Below are 18,777 nucleotides of genomic sequence, written 5' to 3'. Positions count from 1 at the left end.
TGCCTCCTATCCCCGCGCGTCTCGTTACTTGGCTCCGGAGTGCGGTTTCTTCAACACCACGACGTCGCCACCCATCTTTCCCTCCATCGCCGCCGAGATCGTCGCGCCGATCGTGTCGACGGCGCGGCGCAGCGGGTCCGCGTCGAGATGAGCGTAACGATGCGTCGTCGCGGCCTGCGAATGCCCAAGCAGCTTCCCGATGATCGGAAGGCCGAGCGACGCCCCTGCCCCAAAGCTGGCGAATGAGTGGCGAAGATCGTGCAGCCTGACGCCCTCAAGGCCGGCGGCGCGCTTCACTGCCGCCCAGGGCTTCTTCAAGTCCGCGCGCGACGCGCCTTCCTTGGCGCCCGCGATGATGTACGAATTGCCTTCGATGCGGGGCAACGCTGCCAGAACCGCCTGCGCCGCCGCAGAGAGATAGATCGGCTTCTTTCCCGTCTTGGAGTCGGAAAGGAAAATCACGCCGCGCTCCAAGTCGACCTGCGACCATTTCGCATCAAGAATTTCCCGAAGACGAGCGCCGGTCAGAAGCAGAAGCCGAATCGCGGCGACGGCGAAGGGGTCGAGCTTGACGCGGCGCTTGTCAGGCTTGGCTAGGTGCTTGGCTCTTGGCCCGCCTTCGTCGACTGCCCACGGCAAGCCAATCGTCTCTGCGTCTCGCAAGGCGTCCCCCAGTCGCGCAAGCTCCGCGCTCGTGAGAAACCGCTCTTTGGCTTGCTCGGGATAACGTTCGATCCCTTTGGCTGGATTATCGGCAAGCGCCACTTCGTCCCGGCGAGCGGCCCAATTCCAGATGGCCGATATGACGGCAACGGCACGATTGGCCGCTCCAGGAGCGTCGGACAGGCGGGCGTGGAGCCTCGCCACGTCGCCACGACGCACATCGACGACGCGTTTACCCCCAATCGCAGGCAAGATGTGATTGCGAAGCAATCCCTCGTATGTCTGACCTGTTCGGCGCTTCCGTTTGGCGGTGACATGCAGGCGCATGAACTCTTCGGCCACATCGCCAAAGGTCCGAACCTCGCGCGCGGCCCGGCGTTCGGCGATCGGGTCCGCTCCGGTTTCAACGGCCCCCAAAATGACCTTGGCTTGCGAGCGGGCTTCGTCTGGAGTCAATCGCCCGTGCTCGCCAATGGTGACGCGGCGAGAGCGCCCGTCTTTGCGATACTGCGCGACGTAGACCTTCCGGCCTGTGGGGAACGCGGCCACGCCGAAACCGGCGAGCGCGTCATCCCAGAGAAAGATGCGATCTTTCCCCGCACGGCATTCAAGGGCGTCGACCGCTCTCTTGGTGACGCGACCTTGCGCCATGTCCAGATCCTCTGATTTCTGCGCCGGTAAGCAGCTGGTAAGCAGTCCCCGGAAATATCCATCGCTTACCAGAAATCACGCGAGAGTGACATAGCCCTTATATTTGTTGGGATGTGGAGAAGTTATAAAACCGTGGAAATCGCCAGAGCAGGATAACCTTCAAATTCCTAAACCGAAGGTCAGGGGTTCGAATCCCTTCGGGACCGCCAGAAGCGCGCCTCAGCGCGCCTCCGGGAAGATCGCCAGCACCGTTTCAAGCGGCCCTGAATCGACCGTCATGCCGCCGTTAAATGGATTGTCCATCGCGGCGATCAGAAAGATCACCGAGCCGAGAAACAGCGCCATCGCGCCGCTCAGGATCAGATGGACATGGAGTTCCATGTCAAAGATGCATATCAGGCCAAGCAACAAAAAACCGCCGAGACAGACCACCAGCCACAGCTCCTTTGGAATGCCATTCGCGCCGGCGGCGATGAGATAGCGGCGATGCTCGACAAGCGTGTTCAGGCGACTGAACGTCTCGGTCTGAACGATTTCCTCGCTTTTCAGCTTGGCTTGAAAACTCATCAGCTGCGCGAAGAGCGCCGTCAATCCAGGCGAACGTGAATGGGGGTCCTGAGGAACATTGGGCGGCGGATGGACAGCGTCGACCGCCTCGTGCGCATAGTTGCGCAGATTGTCCTGAAGCTCGCCCCGCGTCGGCTGCGGAAAGCCGTCGAAATCTCGATGAAGGGTGGCGATCGTCACCGCCTCCTTAGAGATAATGTCCTGAACGGAAGAAAAATCCTGATAGGCCTCGACCGCGAGCAATCCCAGCAAAATTCCGTAAAGCGTCGAAAAGGCGGCCAACGTCAACCCGATCATTTCATTGGCGTTGCGACGCCCATGCATCCACCCATGCGCGAGCCGATTGAAAAGAAAAACGCCGAGCCAAGTCACGGCGACCGAGCCGACGCAGAAGAGAGCGGCCATTTGCGGGACGGACAAACTTGTAAACGACTGCGGCACCGGCGCCTCCTTCTTCGGCGGCATTAGCGGACGCCCGCGTCGAATTGTCAAAAAACTTATCGATTGAACAGCCACAAGAGCAGACTGATGACGACGCTCAAAATGAGCGACGTGGCGAGTGGAAAATAGAATTTAAAATTGCCACGCTCGACGACGATATCGCCTGGCAGGCGCCCGAGGCCAAATCTCTCGCCGACCATCCACAGAAGGCCGAGGCCGACCATGACGAGCCCCGCAATGATGAGAAACTTGGCCACAGGGTCAGCCTTTCATCGCGTTCCTGATCGATGACTTTCCTATTGCTATTTCGCGCATTTCGACGAAATCGCCAGCGGGCCACGCGTTGTTCACCATTGCGTTTTCAGGTGACACATTGTCGCAAAGCTAGGAATCTCAGCGCGCTTCGCTTGACCAGGCGCGTCGTCAAAGTTTAGGTGCCGACGAAGGGTTCGACGCCATTACATTCGCCTGCGGCGAACCGACGCAATCGAACCGACGGCGCATGGCGCGGCTCTTGCGGGAGCCTGTTCGAGACGCAGGCCGCGCGACGCTTCGCAAAGCAACTGTCTCACTGAATGGGTCGCTCCTGATGCGATCGCCGGCGCGCAGCGTTTGCGTGCGACTATGAGGGTTTTCATGAGGCCTGATCACATTTATCTCGCCATGACCATGGTCAAGCACAGCACGCTGGCCGCCGCCTGCATCTATGCGTTCAAGATCGTCTCGTTTTTCGTTAAGACACTATAGTTTCGCGCGCCGTTGCGCCGCCGCCGCGCTTCGCGCATAAACCTCGCCACGCATCGATGCGACGGAAGGGCGCAGGTTCATGGCGGCGATTGATGGTCCGAGAGTGCAGGCGCGTTCCGGCAAGCCAAAGCAGCTCGTCGTTTTTCTTCACGGCTACGGCGCCGACGGCGCCGATCTCATCGAGATCGGCCGCCAATGGCGCGCCTTCCTTCCCGACGCGGATTTCGTCGCGCCGCATGCGCCCGACCGATGCGCCGCGTCGCCGACCGGCCGGCAATGGTTTCCGCTCACCATGCGAGACCCGGAGGAGCGCTGGCGCGGCTGCGTCGCGGCGCGTCCGACGCTCGACGCCTTTCTCGACGCCGAACTCGACAAGCGCGGGTTCGACGATCGCGCGCTGGCGCTGGTCGGATTCAGCCAGGGCATGATGATGGCGCTGCATACGGGTCTGCGCCGCAAGCGCGCGCCGCGCGCGATTCTCGGCTATTCGGGAATCTATGTGCTCGGGCCGGCGCAGGCGGACGAAGCGCCGCTGGCCTATGAGAAACCGCCGGCCGTCCTCTTGGCTCACGGCGAAGAAGACGAAATGATCCCGGTCGAGGCGCTGCTTATGTCCGCCAATGCGCTCGCTGACTCGGGCGTGCCGACCCAGTGGCACCTCTCGGCGCGGCTCGGCCATGGGATCGACGAAACCGGACTGATCCACGGCGCCCTGTTCCTGGCGCAGTCGTTCGGCGTCGCCGTCGAACTTCGCCGACGGTGACGCACGAAGTTTTCGGGCGTGAAGGCGATTTTGCCGCCGATCGCAATTGTCGCCCCATCGCATAGGCGTGCGATGGCTCGGCGTTTTGGTGCAACGCTCTAACTTATTCCTTCCAGCCCCGGCTCGGCGCCGGCAGGCTCCATCGCCGGCTCAAGTTCGATCGGCAGGCGACGCACGGCGCGGCGCGCAACCGGGCGATAAAGTTGCTTCGTCGCCTCGACGATATGAACGCCGCCGCCCGGCAGTGAAAAGCGGCCGGCGATTCGCTCAAAGGCCGGCGCCGAGCGCAGCAGCGAAGCGCGCTGGAACGGCGGCACATAAAGCGCCTCGTCCCAATAGAGCGGCAGAAACTGCGCCGCCTGCAACAATTGCTGCAGCTGGCCGCGCGAATAGGGGTGGCCTTGTCCAAAGGGCGTCGTGTCGACGCGCGCCCAAAGCCCCGTGCGGCTCGGCGCGACGATCAGCACTCGGCCGCCCGGCGCAAGAATGCGCCAGATCTCCTCGAGGAGATCATGCGGGTGTTCGTCGGTCTCGAGCGCATGCACGATCAGGATGCGATCCATGCTGGCGTCGGGCAGCGGCGTCATCGACGGCTCCACCAGGGCCGATGCGGAGCGGCCGTCGGGCGGCCAATGGACGACGCCCTGGGTGGCGGGCATAAAGGCGAGGACCCGCTGCGCTTTCTCGCGAAAGCCGTCGAGATAGGGGGTCGCGTAGCCAAGGCCGAGCACGCGCAGGCCGGCGTGGTCCTGCCAGCGCGCGCACACCAACCGCGACACAAGGCGGCGGGCGACCCCGCCCAGCGCCGTATCGTAAAACGCGCGCAATTCGACAACGTCGAGCATGGCGCGGATCATCGGCGCAATCGGGCAATGGCGCAAGACGCTGGGATCGTTCGCACGCCGCAGTCGCGTTTTTTGGCGAAGCGCGTTTATGATAGGGACCGCCCGAGGAGACAAGCCCGATGGCATTGGAAGTCGCGCAGTTCATTTGCCTCAACGATAATTTCGGCTTGCTCGCTCATGAGCCGGAGCTCGGCGCGACCGCGAGCGTCGATGCGCCCGACGGCGAAGCGATCGCCAATGAGGCCGAGCGACGCGGCTGGCCGCTGACGCATTTGCTGCTGACCCATCACCACGCTGATCACGTTCAGGGAACGCAGACGCTCAAGGCGCGCTTTCCGCACATGAAGGTGATCGGCGCCGCCAAGGACGCGCATCGGCTGCCGCCGCTCGATCGCGCGGTTTCGGAGGGCGATATCGTGGAAGTCGGCGAGGCGCGCGCGCGCGTCATCGAAACGCCCGGCCATACGCTTGGACACATCGCCTATTATTTCGGCGACGATGAAATCGTGTTTGTTGGCGACACGCTGTTCTCGCTCGGCTGCGGCCGCGTTTTCGAGGGCACCATGGACATGATGCATCTCACTCTCGAAGCGCTCGCCAATCTGCCCGGCGAAACACAGGTGTATTGCGGACACGAATATACGCAGGCCAACGCCAAATTCGCGCTCACTGTCGATCCCGACAATCCGGTGCTGCGCGAACGGGCGCAAACCGTCGCCGAGCTGCGCAAGGACAAAAAATTCACGCTGCCGACAACGATTGCGCTCGAGAACGCCACAAACCCGTTTCTGCGCGTCGAGGACCCGAGCGTGAAAGCCGCAATGGGCATGCAGGACGCCGATCCTTTCGCCGTCTTCGCGGCGATGCGCGAACGCAAGAACAGCTTCGCCGCATGACCAACGAGCTTTCGACGCAGGAGGTCGTGCGGCTCCTCGAGCTGGCGCCCCATCCCGAGGGCGGCTTTTATCGGCAGACCTTTCGCGATTCCTTGCCGGTCGGCGGCCCCCGCGCCGCCTCGACGGCGATCTATTATCTGCTCCCGGGGGGCGAGGTATCCCACTGGCATCGGGTCGACGCCGCCGAAGTCTGGCACTTCTACGCCGGCGCTGCGCTGGAGCTTAAGATCGCGGCGCAGGGCGCCCCGACCGAAGTCTTGCGCCTGGGCGCCGAGCTCGCGGCGGGCGAGCGGCCGCAAGCCGTGGTCCCCGCGGGCGTTTGGCAGTCGGCGAGAAGCCTCGGCCAGGGGGCGAGCGAATGGACCCTCGTCGGCTGCACGGTCGCGCCGGGCTTCGAATTCGCCGGCTTCGAGCTGGCGCCGGCGGACTTCTCGCCCGACTCTTTGCCTTGAACGCAAGGGCTTTCAGCCGAACGGGGGCTTTGAACGACCCGGCGGATAGTGTATCGGGTCGCAGACAATAAAAGAGGAAATGCCGAATGTGTTGGAGTGGAGAGGCGTCAACGGTGTTGGCGACGGCGGGGATCGCCGGCGCGGCCTATTCGGCGCTCAAGAAGGATCCCGAACCGGTCGCTCTCTGGGTCTGCCTTCTCTATTTTGCCAGCATGGAGTCGCTTCAGGCGGTCGCCTATTCGGTTCTCAACCAATGCGACTCGCCGCTCAATCAATTGATGACCATGTTTGGTTATCTCCACATCACATTCCAGCCCTTCTTCATTAACGCCGTCGCGCTCTATTTCATGCCCAAGGACAGCGCCCGCATCATTGCGCCCTGGGCCTATTTCGGCTGCTTCGTCGCGGCCATCGCCATGCTGCTCCAGCTCTATCCCTTCGACTGGGCTGGCCACTGCGCTGCTGGACGCCCGCTGTGCGGCGACATGCTCTGCACGGTCCGCGGCGAATGGCACATCGCCTGGCTGCTGCCGACGAATGGCATTGGCAATTCCATGGTCAACAATCCCTATCTCGGACGCGGCTATATCGAATATCCGCTGATGGCCTTCTACATTCCATCGCTTTACGGCAGCTGGCGCTTCATCCTGTTCTCCTGGCTTGCCGGACCGTTTCTCGCCGGCCTGACGACCAGCAACATCAATGAGTGGCCGGCGGTCTGGTGCCTGTTCTCGATCGGACTCGTGCTCGCCATCATCAAGACGCCGCTGCGCTATCACCTGCATGTCGGCGACCCGTGGTGGATGATGCTGATCAAATGGTGGAAGCGGCGCAAAGCGGCGGCAAAGGCGGCCCTCGCCGCGACGGCGCCGCAGCCGGCCGAGCCCGTCGCTCTCCTCACCGAGGTCAAGGAGCCGGCGGAGTGATCAGTCTCGTGCGTTGACGACGCCGCCGACGAGATTTTCCGCCAGCAGCGACTCGGTGGTGATCTCGGCGCCTAGAGGCTCGCGCGTCGCGCCGGCCGCGATGGCCGCAAAATAGGCGCGGCGGGCGGCGACCGCCTCGTCCCAATCCACGGCGCGGAAAGACAGGTCTTGGCCGGGACGCAATTGCGCCAGCCGGCCGAGATCCGCCCCGATGACCGTCGCGATTTTCGGATAGCCGCCGGTCGGCTGTCGGTCCGCCATCAGCGCGAGCGGCGCGCCGTCGCCGGGGATCTGGATCGCGCCCATGGCGACGCCGTCGGAGACGATGTCATGTCCGCGCCGATGCCGGATCGCCGGCCCCTCGAGCCGATAGGCCATGCGATCGCTGCGGGCCCCGATGCGCCAGCGTGCGTTCTGAAAGGCCTCGATCTCCTCCGGTGCGAAATAATCCGCCTGAGGCCCGAGAACCAGGCGGATCGGCGCGTCGCTCGACATCAGCCAAGGCGCCGCCAGGGCCAGCGGCTCGAGCGGCGGCGCCGCCGCCTCGGCGAGCGTCAAGGCGTCGCCGGCGGCGAGCGGCTTTGGCCCCAGCCCGGACCGCGCGTGCGTCGCGCGCGAACCGAGCGTCGGCGCGAAAGCGAGCGTTCCGCCGACGGCGACATAGCACCAGGCCCCTGACGGGCCAGCGCGCAACACGAGCCGTGCGCCCTCGGCAAGCGGCAGCAGGCACGCCGGCGGCATTGGCCGCCCGTCGAGCCGGATGTCGAAATCGCCGCCCGCCACCGCGACGCAAAGCGTCGCGCCTTCCGCCCGAAGCGTCATGCCGCCGAGCGAAACTTCGATTGCGCTGTCGGCGCCGGCGGCGCGCGTGGCGGCGCGATAAGCGCCAAGATCCATCGGTCCCGCCGGCGTGACGCCGTAGCGCGACAGTCCGAAGCGCCCCTCGTCCTGGATGGTGACGCCGGGCCCGGCGGCTTCGATCAACAGCCGCGCGCTCAAAGCAGCGTCTCCCGGCGCGCCACCGCCTCGCCGGCGCTAGCGCGGGCATCGAGCGCCAGGAACGTCTTCGCGTCGATCGGCTCGAAACGCACGGCGTCGCCTGGCGCGACAAGAAAAGGCGGGGTGCGGTCCAGCGCGAACATACGCTCAGGCGTGCGCCCGACGACATACCAGCCGGTCGGCATGGGACTAGCGGCGATCAGAGAGAGCGCGCCGCCGATCAGCGCCGCGCCCTGCGGCGTCGCACCGCGGGGGCTGACGCGCCGCGGGATCGCGAGCGCCTGAGGCAGTCCGCCGAGATAGCACCACCCCGGCGCGAAACCATACATGTAGGCGCGATAGTCGGCGCCGGCGTGCAGCTGCGCGATGGATTGCGGCGTCTGCCCGAGCAGCGCGGCGGCTTCGCCAATATCCTCCGCAAACTCAGGATCATAGCAGCAGGGAATGGTCCAGCGCACGGCTGGCTGCGACGCCTCAACGCCGGCTGGCCCGATCAGAGCGTCGATCGCCGCAATGAGCGCGGCGCGCGAAATTTCGAGCGGCTCGTAGCGCAGGAACAGCGCGCGGTAAGTGGGCGTCGTTTCGCGCAGGCCGGCCGGCGGCGCGGCGCGAAGACGTTCGTCAAGGGCCAGCACGCGCGCATTGACCGCCGGATTGACGCTGTCGCCGAATTCTACTGAAAGCGCCGCCTCGCCGCAGTCGAGAAAGCGCGGCGTCTCATAGTCCATCGCGATCACGCTCCTGCGAAGCCGCGCAGCTTCCAGCCGTCGCCTTCGAGCGCCGCGCGCAGGCTCCGGGCCATTTCAACCGCGAGCGGGGTATCGCCATGAACGCAGACCGAGTCGATCTGCGTCGGCAAGAGTCCGCCGCTAATGGTTCTCAGACCGCCGCTGGCGAGCATGTCGCGCACGCGGGCGCTGGCTCTTTCGATATCCTCGATAACCGCGCCTTCTTCCGATCTCGGCTGCAAGCGTCCGTCGTCCATATAGGCGCGGTCGGCGAAAATTTCATTCACGACGCGCAGCCCCGCGCGCGCGCCGGCGAGCGTTTGCTCGGAGAGCGCAATCGCGAGCAGCGCGAGCGACGCATCGACGCCGCGGACCGCGCGGGCGATGGCGTTCGCGACGTCAGCGTCGCGCTCGGCGATATTGGCGAGCGCGCCATGCGCCTTCACATGCGTGATCCGATGTCCGCTCAAAGCCGCGAGCGCCTGCGCCGCGCCGAGCTGATAGGCGACCGCGCGCTCGATTTCCCGCGCGCTCATCGGCAAACTGCGCCGCCCGAAGCCTGCGAGATCCGGAAACGCGACATGAGCGCCAACGGCTACCCCTTTTGCTTTGGCGTGCGCAAATGTCGTCGCCATGATGTCGGGGTCGCCGGCGTGGAAGCCGCAAGCGACATTGGCGCTCGTTACGATATCGAGCATGGCGTCGTCGTCGCCCATGCGCCAATGGCCGAAGCCTTCCCCGAGGTCGGCGTTAAGGTCTATAGTGCGAGGTGCGGAAGTCATGAGAAATGCGGTTCGCCTTTGACGAGGGGCCGCGAGATTGGCGTAACCGCGCCACGGCGGCAATGCGCGACGCTCGGTCAGTCTGCGCGCCGCAACTTCTATGGGCCGATGGCTTCAGCGCCGCGATTGTCGGCCTGTGACGGGGCGATCCGATGCAGCGAAGATCGGCACAGCCCCCCACAAATAGGGCAAGGCGGCGCTTGACAAAGACTGTGCCCTTTGGTGAAGCTGTATCGCGGCGAAGCCGGAAAAAATAGCCACTGGCTGGCGCAACGTGGGAGGAAATAAAAATGCAGTATCTTATCCCGGGACTTATGCTTGCTATCGTTGTCGGCGGCGCTCTCGTCGCGATGCGGATCGGCAAGTAAGCTCAAGAAATCAGGGCGTTTTACGTCCTATACGGTCCGTTGGCGGGCAGCGGCCTGGCGTAAGCGCCGACGTTATTGCGCCAACGGACTGAGCTGCTCCGTTCAGCTCGTTTCCTCCGCCCCCCTCTTCCCTCGACTTTCGGACTATTCCGCCGCGAGCGCTTGCGGCGGCGGAAACGCGATTTCGATCAGCGTGCCCTCATTGTGACGGCTCTTTATGCTGAATGAGGCGTGATTCGCCTCGATCAAGGCCTTTGTCAGCGGCAGTCCAAGCCCCGTTCCGCTCGCCTTGCGCGAAGCGCCAACCTGCCGGAACGGCTCCAAGGCGGTTGCGACATCCGCCTCCGACATGCCGACCCCCGTGTCTTTGACGCGGATGACGACAGAGCCGGCGTCGTTCAGCGCGCTTGACACGATGACCTGACCGCCCGGCTCGTTGAACTTCACCGCATTCGACAGAAGATTGAGAAGAATCTGCTTGAGCGAGCGCGCATCGGCGCGCAGCGGCGGCAGGCCCGCGGCAAGCGCGAGACGCATGACGACGCGACCCTGATTGGCCTGGGCCTGCATGATCGACGCGCATTCGGCGATGGCTGCATTGACGTCAACGCGCGAGAAGGAAAGCTCCATCTTGCCAGCTTCGATCTTCGAGAGATCCAAAAGATCGTTGACGAGGGATAAGACATGCGCGCCGGAAGCGCGGATGTCTTTCAAATATTCCTTGTAGCGGGGAGAGCCTATCGGCCCGAGCCGCTCCTCCATCATTACTTCCGCAAAGCCCATGATGGCGTTCAGCGGGGTGCGAATCTCATGCGATACGCGGGTCAGGAAATCAGACTTCGCCGCATTGGCGCTTTCGGCTGCAAGACGCGCCGCTTCAAGCGCGCGATCATCCGCCGATGCGGCCTCCCGAGGCTCGGCGGAAACCAATATCACCGGCTTTCCATCAACGGAGACCCGGCGCAGGATGAGATCGACGGGGAAGCCGCCGCGCAGCGGCGCCGTGGTCAGCGATACTCGCGCGTGGGCGTGCGGCTGGGCGTCAGAAAAACGCTCACGGACGATTTGCGCGTCGGATGGGCTGAGAAACGACGTCAGGTTGCGGTTCTCAAGCGCTGACGCCTCTGTCCCGAAGCAAGCCGCGAATGGCGCGTTGGCTCTCACCACCACCCCGTCGTCCGCCACGATCGCAAGCGGCGCGCGCGAAAGGTCGAAAGCCGCGCCAAGCAGCGCGCTCTCGGACTTCGCCCGCGCAAGCTTTTCTTCGAGCGCGCGCGCGAGCGCCAGGGCGCTTCGCTCCGGGCCCGGCGCGATGAACTCGAGATTGCGACGCGTCGGCGCTGCTTGCTCGTCAGGCTCGGGCTCCGACGGCGCGACGGCCTCCGCTGCGGGGATGACGAGATCGCCTTCCGTGAGCGCCCGCGCGATTTCGTCAAACGCCAGGCGTTCGCTCGAACTGAGCGCCTCTCCCACATCGACGCGCGTCGAAGCCGGCGCGCGCAGCATCACGACATTGTCGGACGACGGCTCGAAGGCGTTCTCTTCAATACTCCGGCCGGAATTCGTCGCCGCGGCGGGTTCGGCGACTCGCCCGCGATCAATGTGCAACACGCCATAGCCCTGATAGCCGAGAAACCGCCCCGCGGAATCGGTCATCTGCAGAGCGCCGAGCGTCGTCGGCACACATCCGGCGTCGCCTTCCAAGGGCCACTCGACCTCGACGCCGCTCCACGCGCGGCGCGAGGCGACGGCGCGGGCAAATGCGGCGTCGAGCGTCAGGGCATGCGCCGCATCCTGCACTGAGCGGCCGAGGATGTCGGCGGATTTTTCACCCACCACGTCGGCGAGCGTGTGGGTCACGTCGGTGAACCGTCCTGCCGCGTCGGTCTTCCATAAAAAGCGCGGAGAACGAGCGCCGTGTCGCGCCGCAAGGCGGCGGCGGAGGGCCGCCGTCGCGTCGTTGACCCGCGCTTCAGCCGAAGCGTCGGCCGCGCGCCGGTCCTGAGCTGGCGCATCCGCGCGCGCGCCAAGCGCCGCGATAACGAAACAGTCGCCGCCTTCCGCGGCGAGGCTGCGGCAGAGAAAGGTGACCGTTTGCGCCTGCGCGAAAGCACGAAAGCGTAGCCGCTCGAGACGAAGACCTGGGCGGCGGCGCAGTTCGCCGACAAGCTCGGCCAGACGTCGTGGCCCTGGATCGTCGCCGCGAAATAGCCGCTCGGCGAGCCCGCCGGCGTCTTCGCCAAAGACGGCGCGAGCCGGATCGTTCAGAAACGCAATGCGCAAGGGATCGCCGCTCGCCGCGATAATCGGCGCGCCGGAGGCGCCGAGCGCCGAAAAAACAGGATCCGCCGCCACGCAAGCGGCTGCTCGCGCGTCTTCCTCAAGGTCCTGCTGCGAACCGCCCATTGCCTACCGCCTCAACCGACGGTCTCGCTCGCCGCGCGCTTCCCAGGCGTCTCGTCGGCTCGACGCTAACGGATGAAAGCAAATTAGTCGCCGCCGCGCGCAAGGTCTATGATTGTCGCGCGTTTTTCATAGTATTTCTACGCTTCCAGCACTTCCGTCCCCGATCAGCGCTTCCGCCTCGATCTGCTGCGGCGCACAAATTTGTTGCATTGCAACATCAAATCGGGCAGTATGAGTGAGCGCCGGATCGCCGTTGGGGCCGGGCGCGGCGCGGGTTAATATGGTTTAGCGCGGGGCTTGTTTGATTTTTCACCGCACGGAGGTGCGCCATGGTCGAAGCTGTCTATCAAATTCCCACTGAAGTCCGCGATTTTGCGGAGAAGAGCGTCGAACAGGCGCGCAAGGCGTTTGAAGGTTTCGCCGGAGCCGCGCAGAAGGCGCTGGACACTTCGGCGGACCTGCCGTTCGGGCTGCCGAGCGCCAAGGACGTCAGCGCCAAGGCCCTGTCTTTTGCCGAGGCCAATGTCAACGCGGCCTTCGATCTGGCCCAGAAGCTCGTCCACGCCAAGGACCCGCAGGAAGTTTTCAAGCTTCAGTCGGAGTTCGTGCAGGCGCAGCTGCGCGCGATTCAAGAGCAGACCACGGAGCTTGGCGCGAGCCTTCAGCGCACGACGACGAAGTCCTAACGGGGAGAAGCTCAATGGCCAATCCGCAGAACGTTTCCCCCAAGCCAAAGGCCCCCGAAACGAAACGCCCGGCCCCCAGCGTTCCTGAGACCGAGGCGGCTCCGACGGTGAGCAAAGCTGTCAGCGAAGAGCCTGCGCCCGCCGCCGTCGAAGCGCAGACGCCGGCGGTTGTGGCGGCTCCGTCTACAGCCCTCGCGATCTCCGAACCGCCAAAGCCCGCCGAAAACGAGGCCGAAGGATTCGACCCTGCCCTCTGGCAGCAGAAGTCCATCGATCTCTGGGCGGAAAACTCCACAGCGTTCCTCGACTTCGCCGAGCGGCTCGCCAACGCCAAGACGATCGACGAGGTGACGACTCTTCAGTCGCGTTTCGTGAGCGAACGGATTGACGCGCTGCTGCGGCAGTCGACCGAATTGATGACGCTCGCGCAACGTCTCCTGAACTTTTCCATCGCGCCGATCTACGGCGCGCGCGCGGCGTAACGCGAAAATTGAGTTGATGTAAGAAGAGCGCCGCGGGCGATGTCGCGGCGCTCTTTCTTTTACAGCGTCGCGACGATCTTTTACAGCGTTGCGACGATCTTGGCGCGCAGCGCCGGCGTCACGTCCGGCATCACGCCGGTCCAGTCGCGGAACGCCGGGCGCGCCTGATGCAGCAGCATGCCGAGCCCATCGACGGGCGTCGCGCCATGTTTGCGGGCGGCGGCCAGCAACGGCGTCTCCAGCGGCGCATAAACGATGTCGGCGACGAGCGCCGATTTCGGCAATGCCGCGAGCGACAGATCCAGCGGCGGCTGGCCGACCATGCCCTGGCTCGTCGCATTGACGAGAAGGCCCGCTCCGGCGAGCCCCGCCTCGCGTGCTTCCCAGCGCAGGGCCGACACGCGCGGGCCAAAGTCGGCGGCGAGAATTTCCGCGCGCGCCAGGGTGCGGTTGAACAGACGAATCTCGCTCGCCCCCACCTCAAGCAAGCCGTGGACGATCGCGCGCGCCCCGCCGCCGGCGCCGATGATGACGCAGGGCGCGCGCTCGGCGCGCCAAAGGGGCGCCGCCTCATAAAGCGACGCGATGAACCCATAGCCGTCGTAGTTAAGGCCGGTCAGTTCGCCGTTCTTTTCGACGACGATGCAGTTGACCGCCCCGATTCGCGCCGCCGAGTCATCGACATGATCGAGAAACTGGAGCGCCGTCTCCTTATGCGGAATCGTGAGATTGCAGCCGGCGAAGCCGAGCGCCGGCATGGCGCGCAACGCCGCCTCGAGTCGGCCGGGCTCGACCGGCAGCGGCGCATAGCAGCCCTCGATTCCATATTGCGCGAACCAGTGATTATGGATTTTCGGCGAGCGCGAATGCGCGATCGGCCAGCCCATGACTCCAGCGAGAACAAATTGATGGCCGTTCGTCATCTTCTCGTCTCCAGCTCACGCGTCAGGGGCGACGGAAAATCCCGCGCCGCAAAACGCGACGAGCGCGGCTTCATCCGCCGGCTCCTCGCGCAGTGCGTCGACTCGCGCGAGCCGTGGGCCCCGGCGCGCCGCAGCGATAAGCGCGTCGAGCGCCGGGCGCGGCCCAGAGACGACCGACTCGACCGCGCCGTCGCGCCTGTTGCGCGCCCAGCCGGTGAGATCGAGCGCGAGCGCCTCACGCACGAGAAAGGCGCGATAGCCGACGCCCTGCACCCGGCCTTCGATGAAAAGGCGTATGATCTCCCGATCGCTCATGATTGAACCGCGATATTGTCGATGAGCCGCGTCGCGCCGAGCTTCGCCGCGACGAGCAGACGAATGGGACCATCCGCGAGACAGGAGGCCGGGGCGAGCGTCTCGGCATGCCGCGCTTCGAGATAGTCGACCTCGAATCCGGCAGCGGTCAGCGCGTCCCGCGCCGCGCCCGTCGCGGCGCCGATGTTCTCGCCCTTCAGGATGTGCCGGGCCGCTGCGCTCATTTCGCCGTGCAATTGCTTTGCGCGCGCGCGGTCCTCGCGGGAGAGATAGACGTTGCGCGAAGACATGGCGAGGCCGTCGGCCTCGCGCAGAGTCGTCGCGCCGAGAATTTCGGTGGCGATGTCGAGATCGCGCGCGAGACGCTTGATCACCAGGAGCTGCTGGTAATCCTTCTCGCCGAAGACCGCGACGTCGGCCTGCGCCTGATTCAGGAGCTTTGTCACCACCGTCGCCACGCCGGAAAAATGCGTCGGCCGAAATCGATCTTCGAGGTCGGCGGTCGCCGGCCCCTCGAGCACGACTTTCGTCGAAAAGCCTGGGGGATAGATCTCGTCGACGGAAGGCGCGAAGACGAGATCCGCGGCGACGCTGCTAAGCTTCTCGACATCCGCCGCAAGCGTGCGCGGATAGCGGGCGAAATCTTCGTTCGGCCCGAACTGCGCAGGGTTGACGAAGATCGTGACGATGACGCGGTCCGCCGCCTGACGCGCCGCCTCCACAAGCGACAGATGGCCGGCGTGGAGCGCCCCCATCGTCGGCACAAGGCCAATGCGCTCGCCGGCGGCGCGGCGCGCGCGAACGTAGCGGCGCAGTTCGTCGACGGCGCCGACGATCGGCGTTTTTGCATTCACGATCGTCGCCCCGATTTCTGAGCGGTAAGCAGGCACGACAGATAGTCGACATACGGGCCGGGCAGCGCTTGCGCCCGCGCCGCGGCGATGACCGCCTCGAAATAGCCGCGGGGCGCCGCGCCAAGATCGGGCCGCGCGCCGACATAGGTCAGCGCGCGGACCGAGCCGACCGGTTCGCGCAGAATCGGCAAATTTTTCTTGGCGTAAAGGCCATGGGCGACGTCTTCGTAGCGATCGAGCGCGGCGACGTCGCCGACCGCGACGTCCCACAGCACGCCGTGAACGCTCATGCGGCGGTCCGTCGCGACGCTGACAAAGCCTGAAGGCATGAGAATTGTCCTGAAGCCGGCAAGCCGTCCCCGCCCGAGCAGCCGGGACCGCGGACAGCGGCCCGCCATGGCGGCGGCGTCCATGTTGGAGCCATAGGCGAAGTAGAGCGGCACGCGCAAATCCCAGTCGCGAAAAACACGACGCGTGCTATATCACGACGAACGCGGAAGGGTGGCCGAGTGGTTTAAGGCACCGGTCTTGAAAACCGGCGTGGGGGCGACTCCACCGTGGGTTCGAATCCCACCCCTTCCGCCACCGCCAATGTTTCATTGCGTCGCGCTGCGTCTCGAAAATCCCTATTTTTCTGAGGATTGCCGGGGTTTTCGCCCTCTCCCCTTGTTCAACGCGTAACAACCGATTACATCGAATTTCATATCGTAAATGTGGGCGAGAGTGCGGGCGGAAAAGAACCATGGCGCGAATGCTGGCGAAGCTGTCGCCGCTCGGCGTGAAGCGGGCGACCAAGCCCGGCCTCTATAGCGACGGCGGCGGCCTCTATCTGCAAATCGCCGAGGGCGGCTCCAAGAGCTGGATTTTCCGCTACGGCGCCGCCGGCAAGCGCTATCTCGGGCTCGGCCCACTCCACACCATCGGGCTCGCCGAGGCTCGCGAACGCGCCCTGGCCGCTCGCCGCATGATCCTGGACGGCATCGACCCGATCGCCGCCAAGCGCGAGAAAGCCGTCGCCGCGCATCTCGCCGCCGCCAAATCGATCGCCTTCAAGGAATGCGCCGCCGCCTATATCGAGGCGCACAAAGCCGGCTGGAAAAACGCCAAGCACGCCGCGCAATGGACGGCGACTCTCGAAACATATGCCTTTCCGATCTTTGGGCGCTTGCCGGTCGCTTCTATCGATACGGCGCTTGTCCTTAAGGCCCTACAGCCGATCTGGACGACGAAGGCGGAAACGGCGAGCCGGGTGCGCGGGCGCATCGAATCGATCCTCGATTGGGCGAGAGTGCAAGGTTATCGCGAGGGAGAAAATCCCGCCCGCTGGAAAGGCCATCTCGACCATTTGCTCCCCGCGAAAGGCAAGGTCGCCAAGGTCGAACATCATGCCGCCTTGCCCTTTGCCGAGCTGCCGGCCTTCATGGCCGATTTGAAGACGCGCGAAGGCAACGGCGCCCGCGCCCTCGAATTCGCGATCTTGACCGCCGCCCGATCTGGCGAGGTGCGCGGCGCGACCTGGGACGAAATAGACTTCGACGCAAGATTCTGGACCGTCCCGGCTGACAGAATGAAGGCCGGGCGCGAGCATCGCGTCCCGCTGTCGAAACAAGCGATCGCGCTATTGCGACGCCTGCCGAGCAATCGTCGAGACGACGCGCTGATCTTCCAGGGCGCGAAGAAGGACTCGCAGCTTTCCGACATGTCGTTGACCGCAGTGTTGCGGCGCATGGGGCGCGGCGATCTTACCGCGCATGGCTTCCGCAGCACGTTCCGCGATTGGTGCGCTGAGAGAACCGATTTCCCCGCCGAAGTCGCCGAAATGGCGCTCGCCCATACCGTCGGCAACAAGGTCGAGGCCGCTTACCGGCGCGGCGATCTTTTCGAGCGTCGTCGCGATCTGATGCAGACCTGGGGGAACTATTGCGATGGACGAAAGGGCCGCCGATGACGAACGATGACGACGTCGAATCCCTTCGCCAGTTAGCGGAGCGAGCCGGGGCGGATTTTCAGAAAGCGCCCAGCGTCGAATCTCGCGCCAAATTAGATCGGGCTTTGACCGCTTGGGAAGAAGCCTTGGAAAAGGAAACGCTCATTCACGAATCGAAGATTCCCGAATTCATCTTGATAACTGATCCGACATGGCGCCGCTGGCGCGACAAAGAATTTCCAAAAGGATTCCCGCAACCGAAGCAGATCAGCGGGCGCGGCAATTGCTACAGCATCGACGAGCTGCGGTGCTGGGATGAGTCGCGCATCCTTCAGATCGTGGAGGACATAGAGCCCCGTCAATTGCCGGAGCCGCGCGCGCATGCGCCAGATAGAGGCGCTGAGAAAATGCGCAAAATGGGCGCCGCAACATACGAGCCAACGGCGGAAGAAAAACGCGAACATCAACGTCGCCTTATGGCAATGAACTTCAACGAACGATGGACCGCCGAAGTCCGCGACACGATCGCTTTTATGAATTGGGAAATCGCCCAGCATTTGAGTAACCAGGTCAATTCGAAAGCGGAAAAAATGAGCGCCGAGGCAATGCTCAGAATCATGCGACACGCAAAAATGGAATTAGAAGGAAACAAAATATCCATCAAGCTGAGAAAGGATTTGGAGCGCGCAGGGTTGAACGCCGATCGCTTCATCGAAATTTGCGAGACGCATACAAAGATGCCTCTGCGCGCGTCGGGAAGCGACGCCTTCGAACAGAGGATCGCCACCAAATATGCGCGAATTCTATTGGAGCGCGCCGGGCGCAATGATCTGATCGTGACGACGAAGGGCGTAACGAAGGACGGAGCGAAGCCAGGGGCTTGGGCGAGATTGGCCGCCGCGCTTTACGGCGATCCCGACGCCGACCTCAGCCCTTATTGCCGAGAGCTAGGCTCAGGACCTATTAAATTTGATTGAGGCGTGATTCACAAGGGCGTCGGATTCGGAGGCCCTTGCGATGAGCGAATTGTTTTTGCTGAGCGCGCGCCAGATGGCGCGGATTTCGCCGTTCTTTCCTCTGGCGCATGGCGTGCCGCGCGTCGACGATCGACGGGTGGTCAGCGGCATTGTCTATGTCATCAAGCACGGTCTGCAATGGAAGGACGCGCCCAAAGGCTACGGGCCACACAAGACGCTTTACAATCGCTTCATCCGCTGGAGCCGGCTTAAGGTCTTCGATCGCATCTTCGCCGCACTTTCCGGCGAGGGCCCAAGACCCGAGCGCATCATGATCGACTCGACGCATCTGAAAGCGCATCGCACGGCGGCGAGCCTTTTAAAAAAGGGGTTCTTTCCC

The 18,777-nt window shown here is 64.2% G+C and carries 21 protein-coding genes and 1 tRNA gene; 10 read left to right on the top strand and 12 right to left on the bottom strand.

What is annotated here, in order from left to right; genetic code table 11:
• Positions 1-24: 24 nt before the first annotated feature.
• From ACR65T_RS13195 to ACR65T_RS13185, 3 genes are all read right to left on the bottom strand, one after another.
• On the bottom strand, positions 25-1,314 hold the full coding sequence (locus ACR65T_RS13195) for a tyrosine-type recombinase/integrase (protein WP_434496903.1): 1,290 nt from the start codon (positions 1,312-1,314) through the stop codon (positions 25-27).
• A gap of 219 nt (positions 1,315-1,533) precedes the next feature.
• Positions 1,534-2,322: a hypothetical protein gene (locus tag ACR65T_RS13190; protein WP_434496902.1), complete on the bottom strand. Its 789-nt coding sequence runs from the start codon at positions 2,320-2,322 to the stop codon at positions 1,534-1,536.
• Positions 2,323-2,378: 56 nt separating this feature from the next.
• On the bottom strand, positions 2,379-2,579 hold the full coding sequence (locus ACR65T_RS13185; protein ID WP_123176748.1) for a DUF2905 domain-containing protein: 201 nt from the start codon (positions 2,577-2,579) through the stop codon (positions 2,379-2,381).
• 569 nt (positions 2,580-3,148) lie between these two features.
• On the opposite strand from ACR65T_RS13185, the gene ACR65T_RS13180 reads away from it, so the two are divergent.
• Positions 3,149-3,832 (top strand): alpha/beta hydrolase, encoded by a 684-nt coding sequence (locus ACR65T_RS13180; protein ID WP_434496901.1) that lies wholly within the window; start codon positions 3,149-3,151, stop codon positions 3,830-3,832.
• A gap of 98 nt (positions 3,833-3,930) precedes the next feature.
• Here the strand turns inward: ACR65T_RS13180 and ACR65T_RS13175 are convergent, their stop codons facing one another.
• Complete coding sequence (locus tag ACR65T_RS13175; RefSeq protein WP_434496900.1) at positions 3,931-4,689, bottom strand: class I SAM-dependent methyltransferase; 759 nt, start codon at positions 4,687-4,689, stop codon at positions 3,931-3,933.
• A gap of 107 nt (positions 4,690-4,796) precedes the next feature.
• Between ACR65T_RS13175 and gloB the strand changes: the two genes are divergently transcribed.
• From gloB to ACR65T_RS13160, 3 genes are all read left to right on the top strand, one after another.
• Complete coding sequence (gloB, locus tag ACR65T_RS13170) at positions 4,797-5,573, top strand: hydroxyacylglutathione hydrolase (protein ID WP_434496899.1); 777 nt, start codon at positions 4,797-4,799, stop codon at positions 5,571-5,573.
• Positions 5,570-6,025 carry a cupin domain-containing protein gene (locus ACR65T_RS13165; protein ID WP_434496898.1) on the top strand — a complete coding sequence of 152 codons (456 nt, stop codon included), beginning with the start codon at positions 5,570-5,572 and terminating at the stop codon, positions 6,023-6,025. Before gloB ends, ACR65T_RS13165 begins: the two co-directional genes overlap by 4 nt.
• A gap of 86 nt (positions 6,026-6,111) precedes the next feature.
• Positions 6,112-6,951 carry a DUF5765 domain-containing protein gene (locus tag ACR65T_RS13160; RefSeq protein WP_434496897.1) on the top strand — a complete coding sequence of 280 codons (840 nt, stop codon included), beginning with the start codon at positions 6,112-6,114 and terminating at the stop codon, positions 6,949-6,951.
• On the opposite strand, the gene ACR65T_RS13155 is transcribed toward ACR65T_RS13160, so the two are convergent.
• The 4 genes from ACR65T_RS13155 to ACR65T_RS13140 form a co-directional block, all read right to left on the bottom strand.
• The gene (locus ACR65T_RS13155) at positions 6,952-7,950 is read right to left on the bottom strand and encodes a biotin-dependent carboxyltransferase family protein (RefSeq protein ID WP_434496896.1); all 999 of its coding nucleotides are present in this window, start codon (positions 7,948-7,950) and stop codon (positions 6,952-6,954) included.
• Entirely contained in the window at positions 7,947-8,678 is a 732-nt protein-coding gene (locus tag ACR65T_RS13150) for a 5-oxoprolinase subunit B family protein (RefSeq protein ID WP_434496895.1), read from the bottom strand. Before ACR65T_RS13150 ends, ACR65T_RS13155 begins: the two co-directional genes overlap by 4 nt.
• A 5-nt stretch (positions 8,679-8,683) precedes the next feature.
• On the bottom strand, positions 8,684-9,460 hold the full coding sequence (locus ACR65T_RS13145; protein WP_434496894.1) for a LamB/YcsF family protein: 777 nt from the start codon (positions 9,458-9,460) through the stop codon (positions 8,684-8,686).
• A gap of 512 nt (positions 9,461-9,972) precedes the next feature.
• Positions 9,973-12,234: a PAS domain-containing sensor histidine kinase gene (locus ACR65T_RS13140; RefSeq protein ID WP_434496893.1), complete on the bottom strand. Its 2,262-nt coding sequence runs from the start codon at positions 12,232-12,234 to the stop codon at positions 9,973-9,975.
• Between the two features lie 329 nt (positions 12,235-12,563).
• On the opposite strand from ACR65T_RS13140, the gene ACR65T_RS13135 reads away from it, so the two are divergent.
• Positions 12,564-12,920 (top strand): phasin, encoded by a 357-nt coding sequence (locus ACR65T_RS13135; protein WP_196400583.1) that lies wholly within the window; start codon positions 12,564-12,566, stop codon positions 12,918-12,920.
• A gap of 107 nt (positions 12,921-13,027) precedes the next feature.
• Positions 13,028-13,402, top strand: a complete 375-nt coding sequence (locus ACR65T_RS13130; RefSeq protein WP_434496892.1) for a phasin family protein — start codon at positions 13,028-13,030, stop codon at positions 13,400-13,402.
• A gap of 80 nt (positions 13,403-13,482) precedes the next feature.
• Here the strand turns inward: ACR65T_RS13130 and ACR65T_RS13125 are convergent, their stop codons facing one another.
• The 4 genes from ACR65T_RS13125 to ACR65T_RS13110 are packed head-to-tail and all read right to left on the bottom strand — an operon-like array spanning position 13,483 to position 15,943.
• Entirely contained in the window at positions 13,483-14,325 is an 843-nt protein-coding gene (locus tag ACR65T_RS13125) for a shikimate dehydrogenase (protein ID WP_434496891.1), read from the bottom strand.
• A gap of 15 nt (positions 14,326-14,340) precedes the next feature.
• Positions 14,341-14,640, bottom strand: a complete 300-nt coding sequence (locus ACR65T_RS13120) for an acylphosphatase (RefSeq protein WP_196394729.1) — start codon at positions 14,638-14,640, stop codon at positions 14,341-14,343.
• Positions 14,637-15,494 (bottom strand): pantoate--beta-alanine ligase, encoded by an 858-nt coding sequence (panC, locus tag ACR65T_RS13115; RefSeq protein ID WP_434496890.1) that lies wholly within the window; start codon positions 15,492-15,494, stop codon positions 14,637-14,639. The genes ACR65T_RS13120 and panC overlap by 4 nt, the downstream gene beginning before the upstream one ends.
• On the bottom strand, positions 15,491-15,943 hold the full coding sequence (locus tag ACR65T_RS13110) for a gamma-glutamylcyclotransferase family protein (protein ID WP_434496889.1): 453 nt from the start codon (positions 15,941-15,943) through the stop codon (positions 15,491-15,493). The genes panC and ACR65T_RS13110 overlap by 4 nt, the downstream gene beginning before the upstream one ends.
• Positions 15,944-15,989: 46 nt before the next feature.
• Between ACR65T_RS13110 and ACR65T_RS13105 the strand changes: the two genes are divergently transcribed.
• The 4 genes from ACR65T_RS13105 to ACR65T_RS13090 all read left to right on the top strand — a co-directional run.
• Positions 15,990-16,079 (top strand) — tRNA-Ser (locus ACR65T_RS13105).
• Between the two features lie 157 nt (positions 16,080-16,236).
• Positions 16,237-17,442: a tyrosine-type recombinase/integrase gene (locus ACR65T_RS13100; RefSeq protein ID WP_434496888.1), complete on the top strand. Its 1,206-nt coding sequence runs from the start codon at positions 16,237-16,239 to the stop codon at positions 17,440-17,442.
• Positions 17,439-18,398, top strand: coding sequence for a hypothetical protein (locus tag ACR65T_RS13095; protein ID WP_434496887.1), 960 nt, complete (start codon positions 17,439-17,441; stop codon positions 18,396-18,398). The genes ACR65T_RS13100 and ACR65T_RS13095 overlap by 4 nt, the downstream gene beginning before the upstream one ends.
• Positions 18,399-18,438: 40 nt before the next feature.
• The coding region (locus ACR65T_RS13090; protein ID WP_434496886.1) for a transposase at positions 18,439-18,777 on the top strand (339 nt) is incomplete at its 3' end.

Origin of the sequence: Methylocystis sp. (assembly GCF_051061285.1) — a bacterium.
In the GTDB taxonomy this organism is placed as follows: domain Bacteria; phylum Pseudomonadota; class Alphaproteobacteria; order Rhizobiales; family Beijerinckiaceae; genus Methylocystis.
This window is presented reverse-complemented; position numbering and strand designations above follow the sequence as displayed.

Excerpts from the sequence above, each read along its gene's own strand:
- ACR65T_RS13195 (WP_434496903.1), bottom strand. The coding sequence starts at position 1,314 with ATGGCGCAAGGTCGCGTCACCAAGAGAGCGGTCGACGCCCTTGAATGC.
- ACR65T_RS13180 (WP_434496901.1), top strand. The coding sequence starts at position 3,149 with ATGGCGGCGATTGATGGTCCGAGAGTGCAGGCGCGTTCCGGCAAGCCA.
- ACR65T_RS13175 (WP_434496900.1), bottom strand. The coding sequence starts at position 4,689 with ATGATCCGCGCCATGCTCGACGTTGTCGAATTGCGCGCGTTTTACGAT.
- gloB (WP_434496899.1), top strand. The coding sequence starts at position 4,797 with ATGGCATTGGAAGTCGCGCAGTTCATTTGCCTCAACGATAATTTCGGC.
- ACR65T_RS13165 (WP_434496898.1), top strand. The coding sequence starts at position 5,570 with ATGACCAACGAGCTTTCGACGCAGGAGGTCGTGCGGCTCCTCGAGCTG.
- ACR65T_RS13160 (WP_434496897.1), top strand. The coding sequence starts at position 6,112 with ATGTGTTGGAGTGGAGAGGCGTCAACGGTGTTGGCGACGGCGGGGATC.
- ACR65T_RS13150 (WP_434496895.1), bottom strand. The coding sequence starts at position 8,678 with ATGGACTATGAGACGCCGCGCTTTCTCGACTGCGGCGAGGCGGCGCTT.
- ACR65T_RS13145 (WP_434496894.1), bottom strand. The coding sequence starts at position 9,460 with ATGACTTCCGCACCTCGCACTATAGACCTTAACGCCGACCTCGGGGAA.
- ACR65T_RS13140 (WP_434496893.1), bottom strand. The coding sequence starts at position 12,234 with ATGGGCGGTTCGCAGCAGGACCTTGAGGAAGACGCGCGAGCAGCCGCT.
- ACR65T_RS13135 (WP_196400583.1), top strand. The coding sequence starts at position 12,564 with ATGGTCGAAGCTGTCTATCAAATTCCCACTGAAGTCCGCGATTTTGCG.
- ACR65T_RS13125 (WP_434496891.1), bottom strand. The coding sequence starts at position 14,325 with ATGACGAACGGCCATCAATTTGTTCTCGCTGGAGTCATGGGCTGGCCG.
- ACR65T_RS13120 (WP_196394729.1), bottom strand. The coding sequence starts at position 14,640 with ATGAGCGATCGGGAGATCATACGCCTTTTCATCGAAGGCCGGGTGCAG.
- ACR65T_RS13100 (WP_434496888.1), top strand. The coding sequence starts at position 16,237 with ATGGCGCGAATGCTGGCGAAGCTGTCGCCGCTCGGCGTGAAGCGGGCG.
- ACR65T_RS13095 (WP_434496887.1), top strand. The coding sequence starts at position 17,439 with ATGACGAACGATGACGACGTCGAATCCCTTCGCCAGTTAGCGGAGCGA.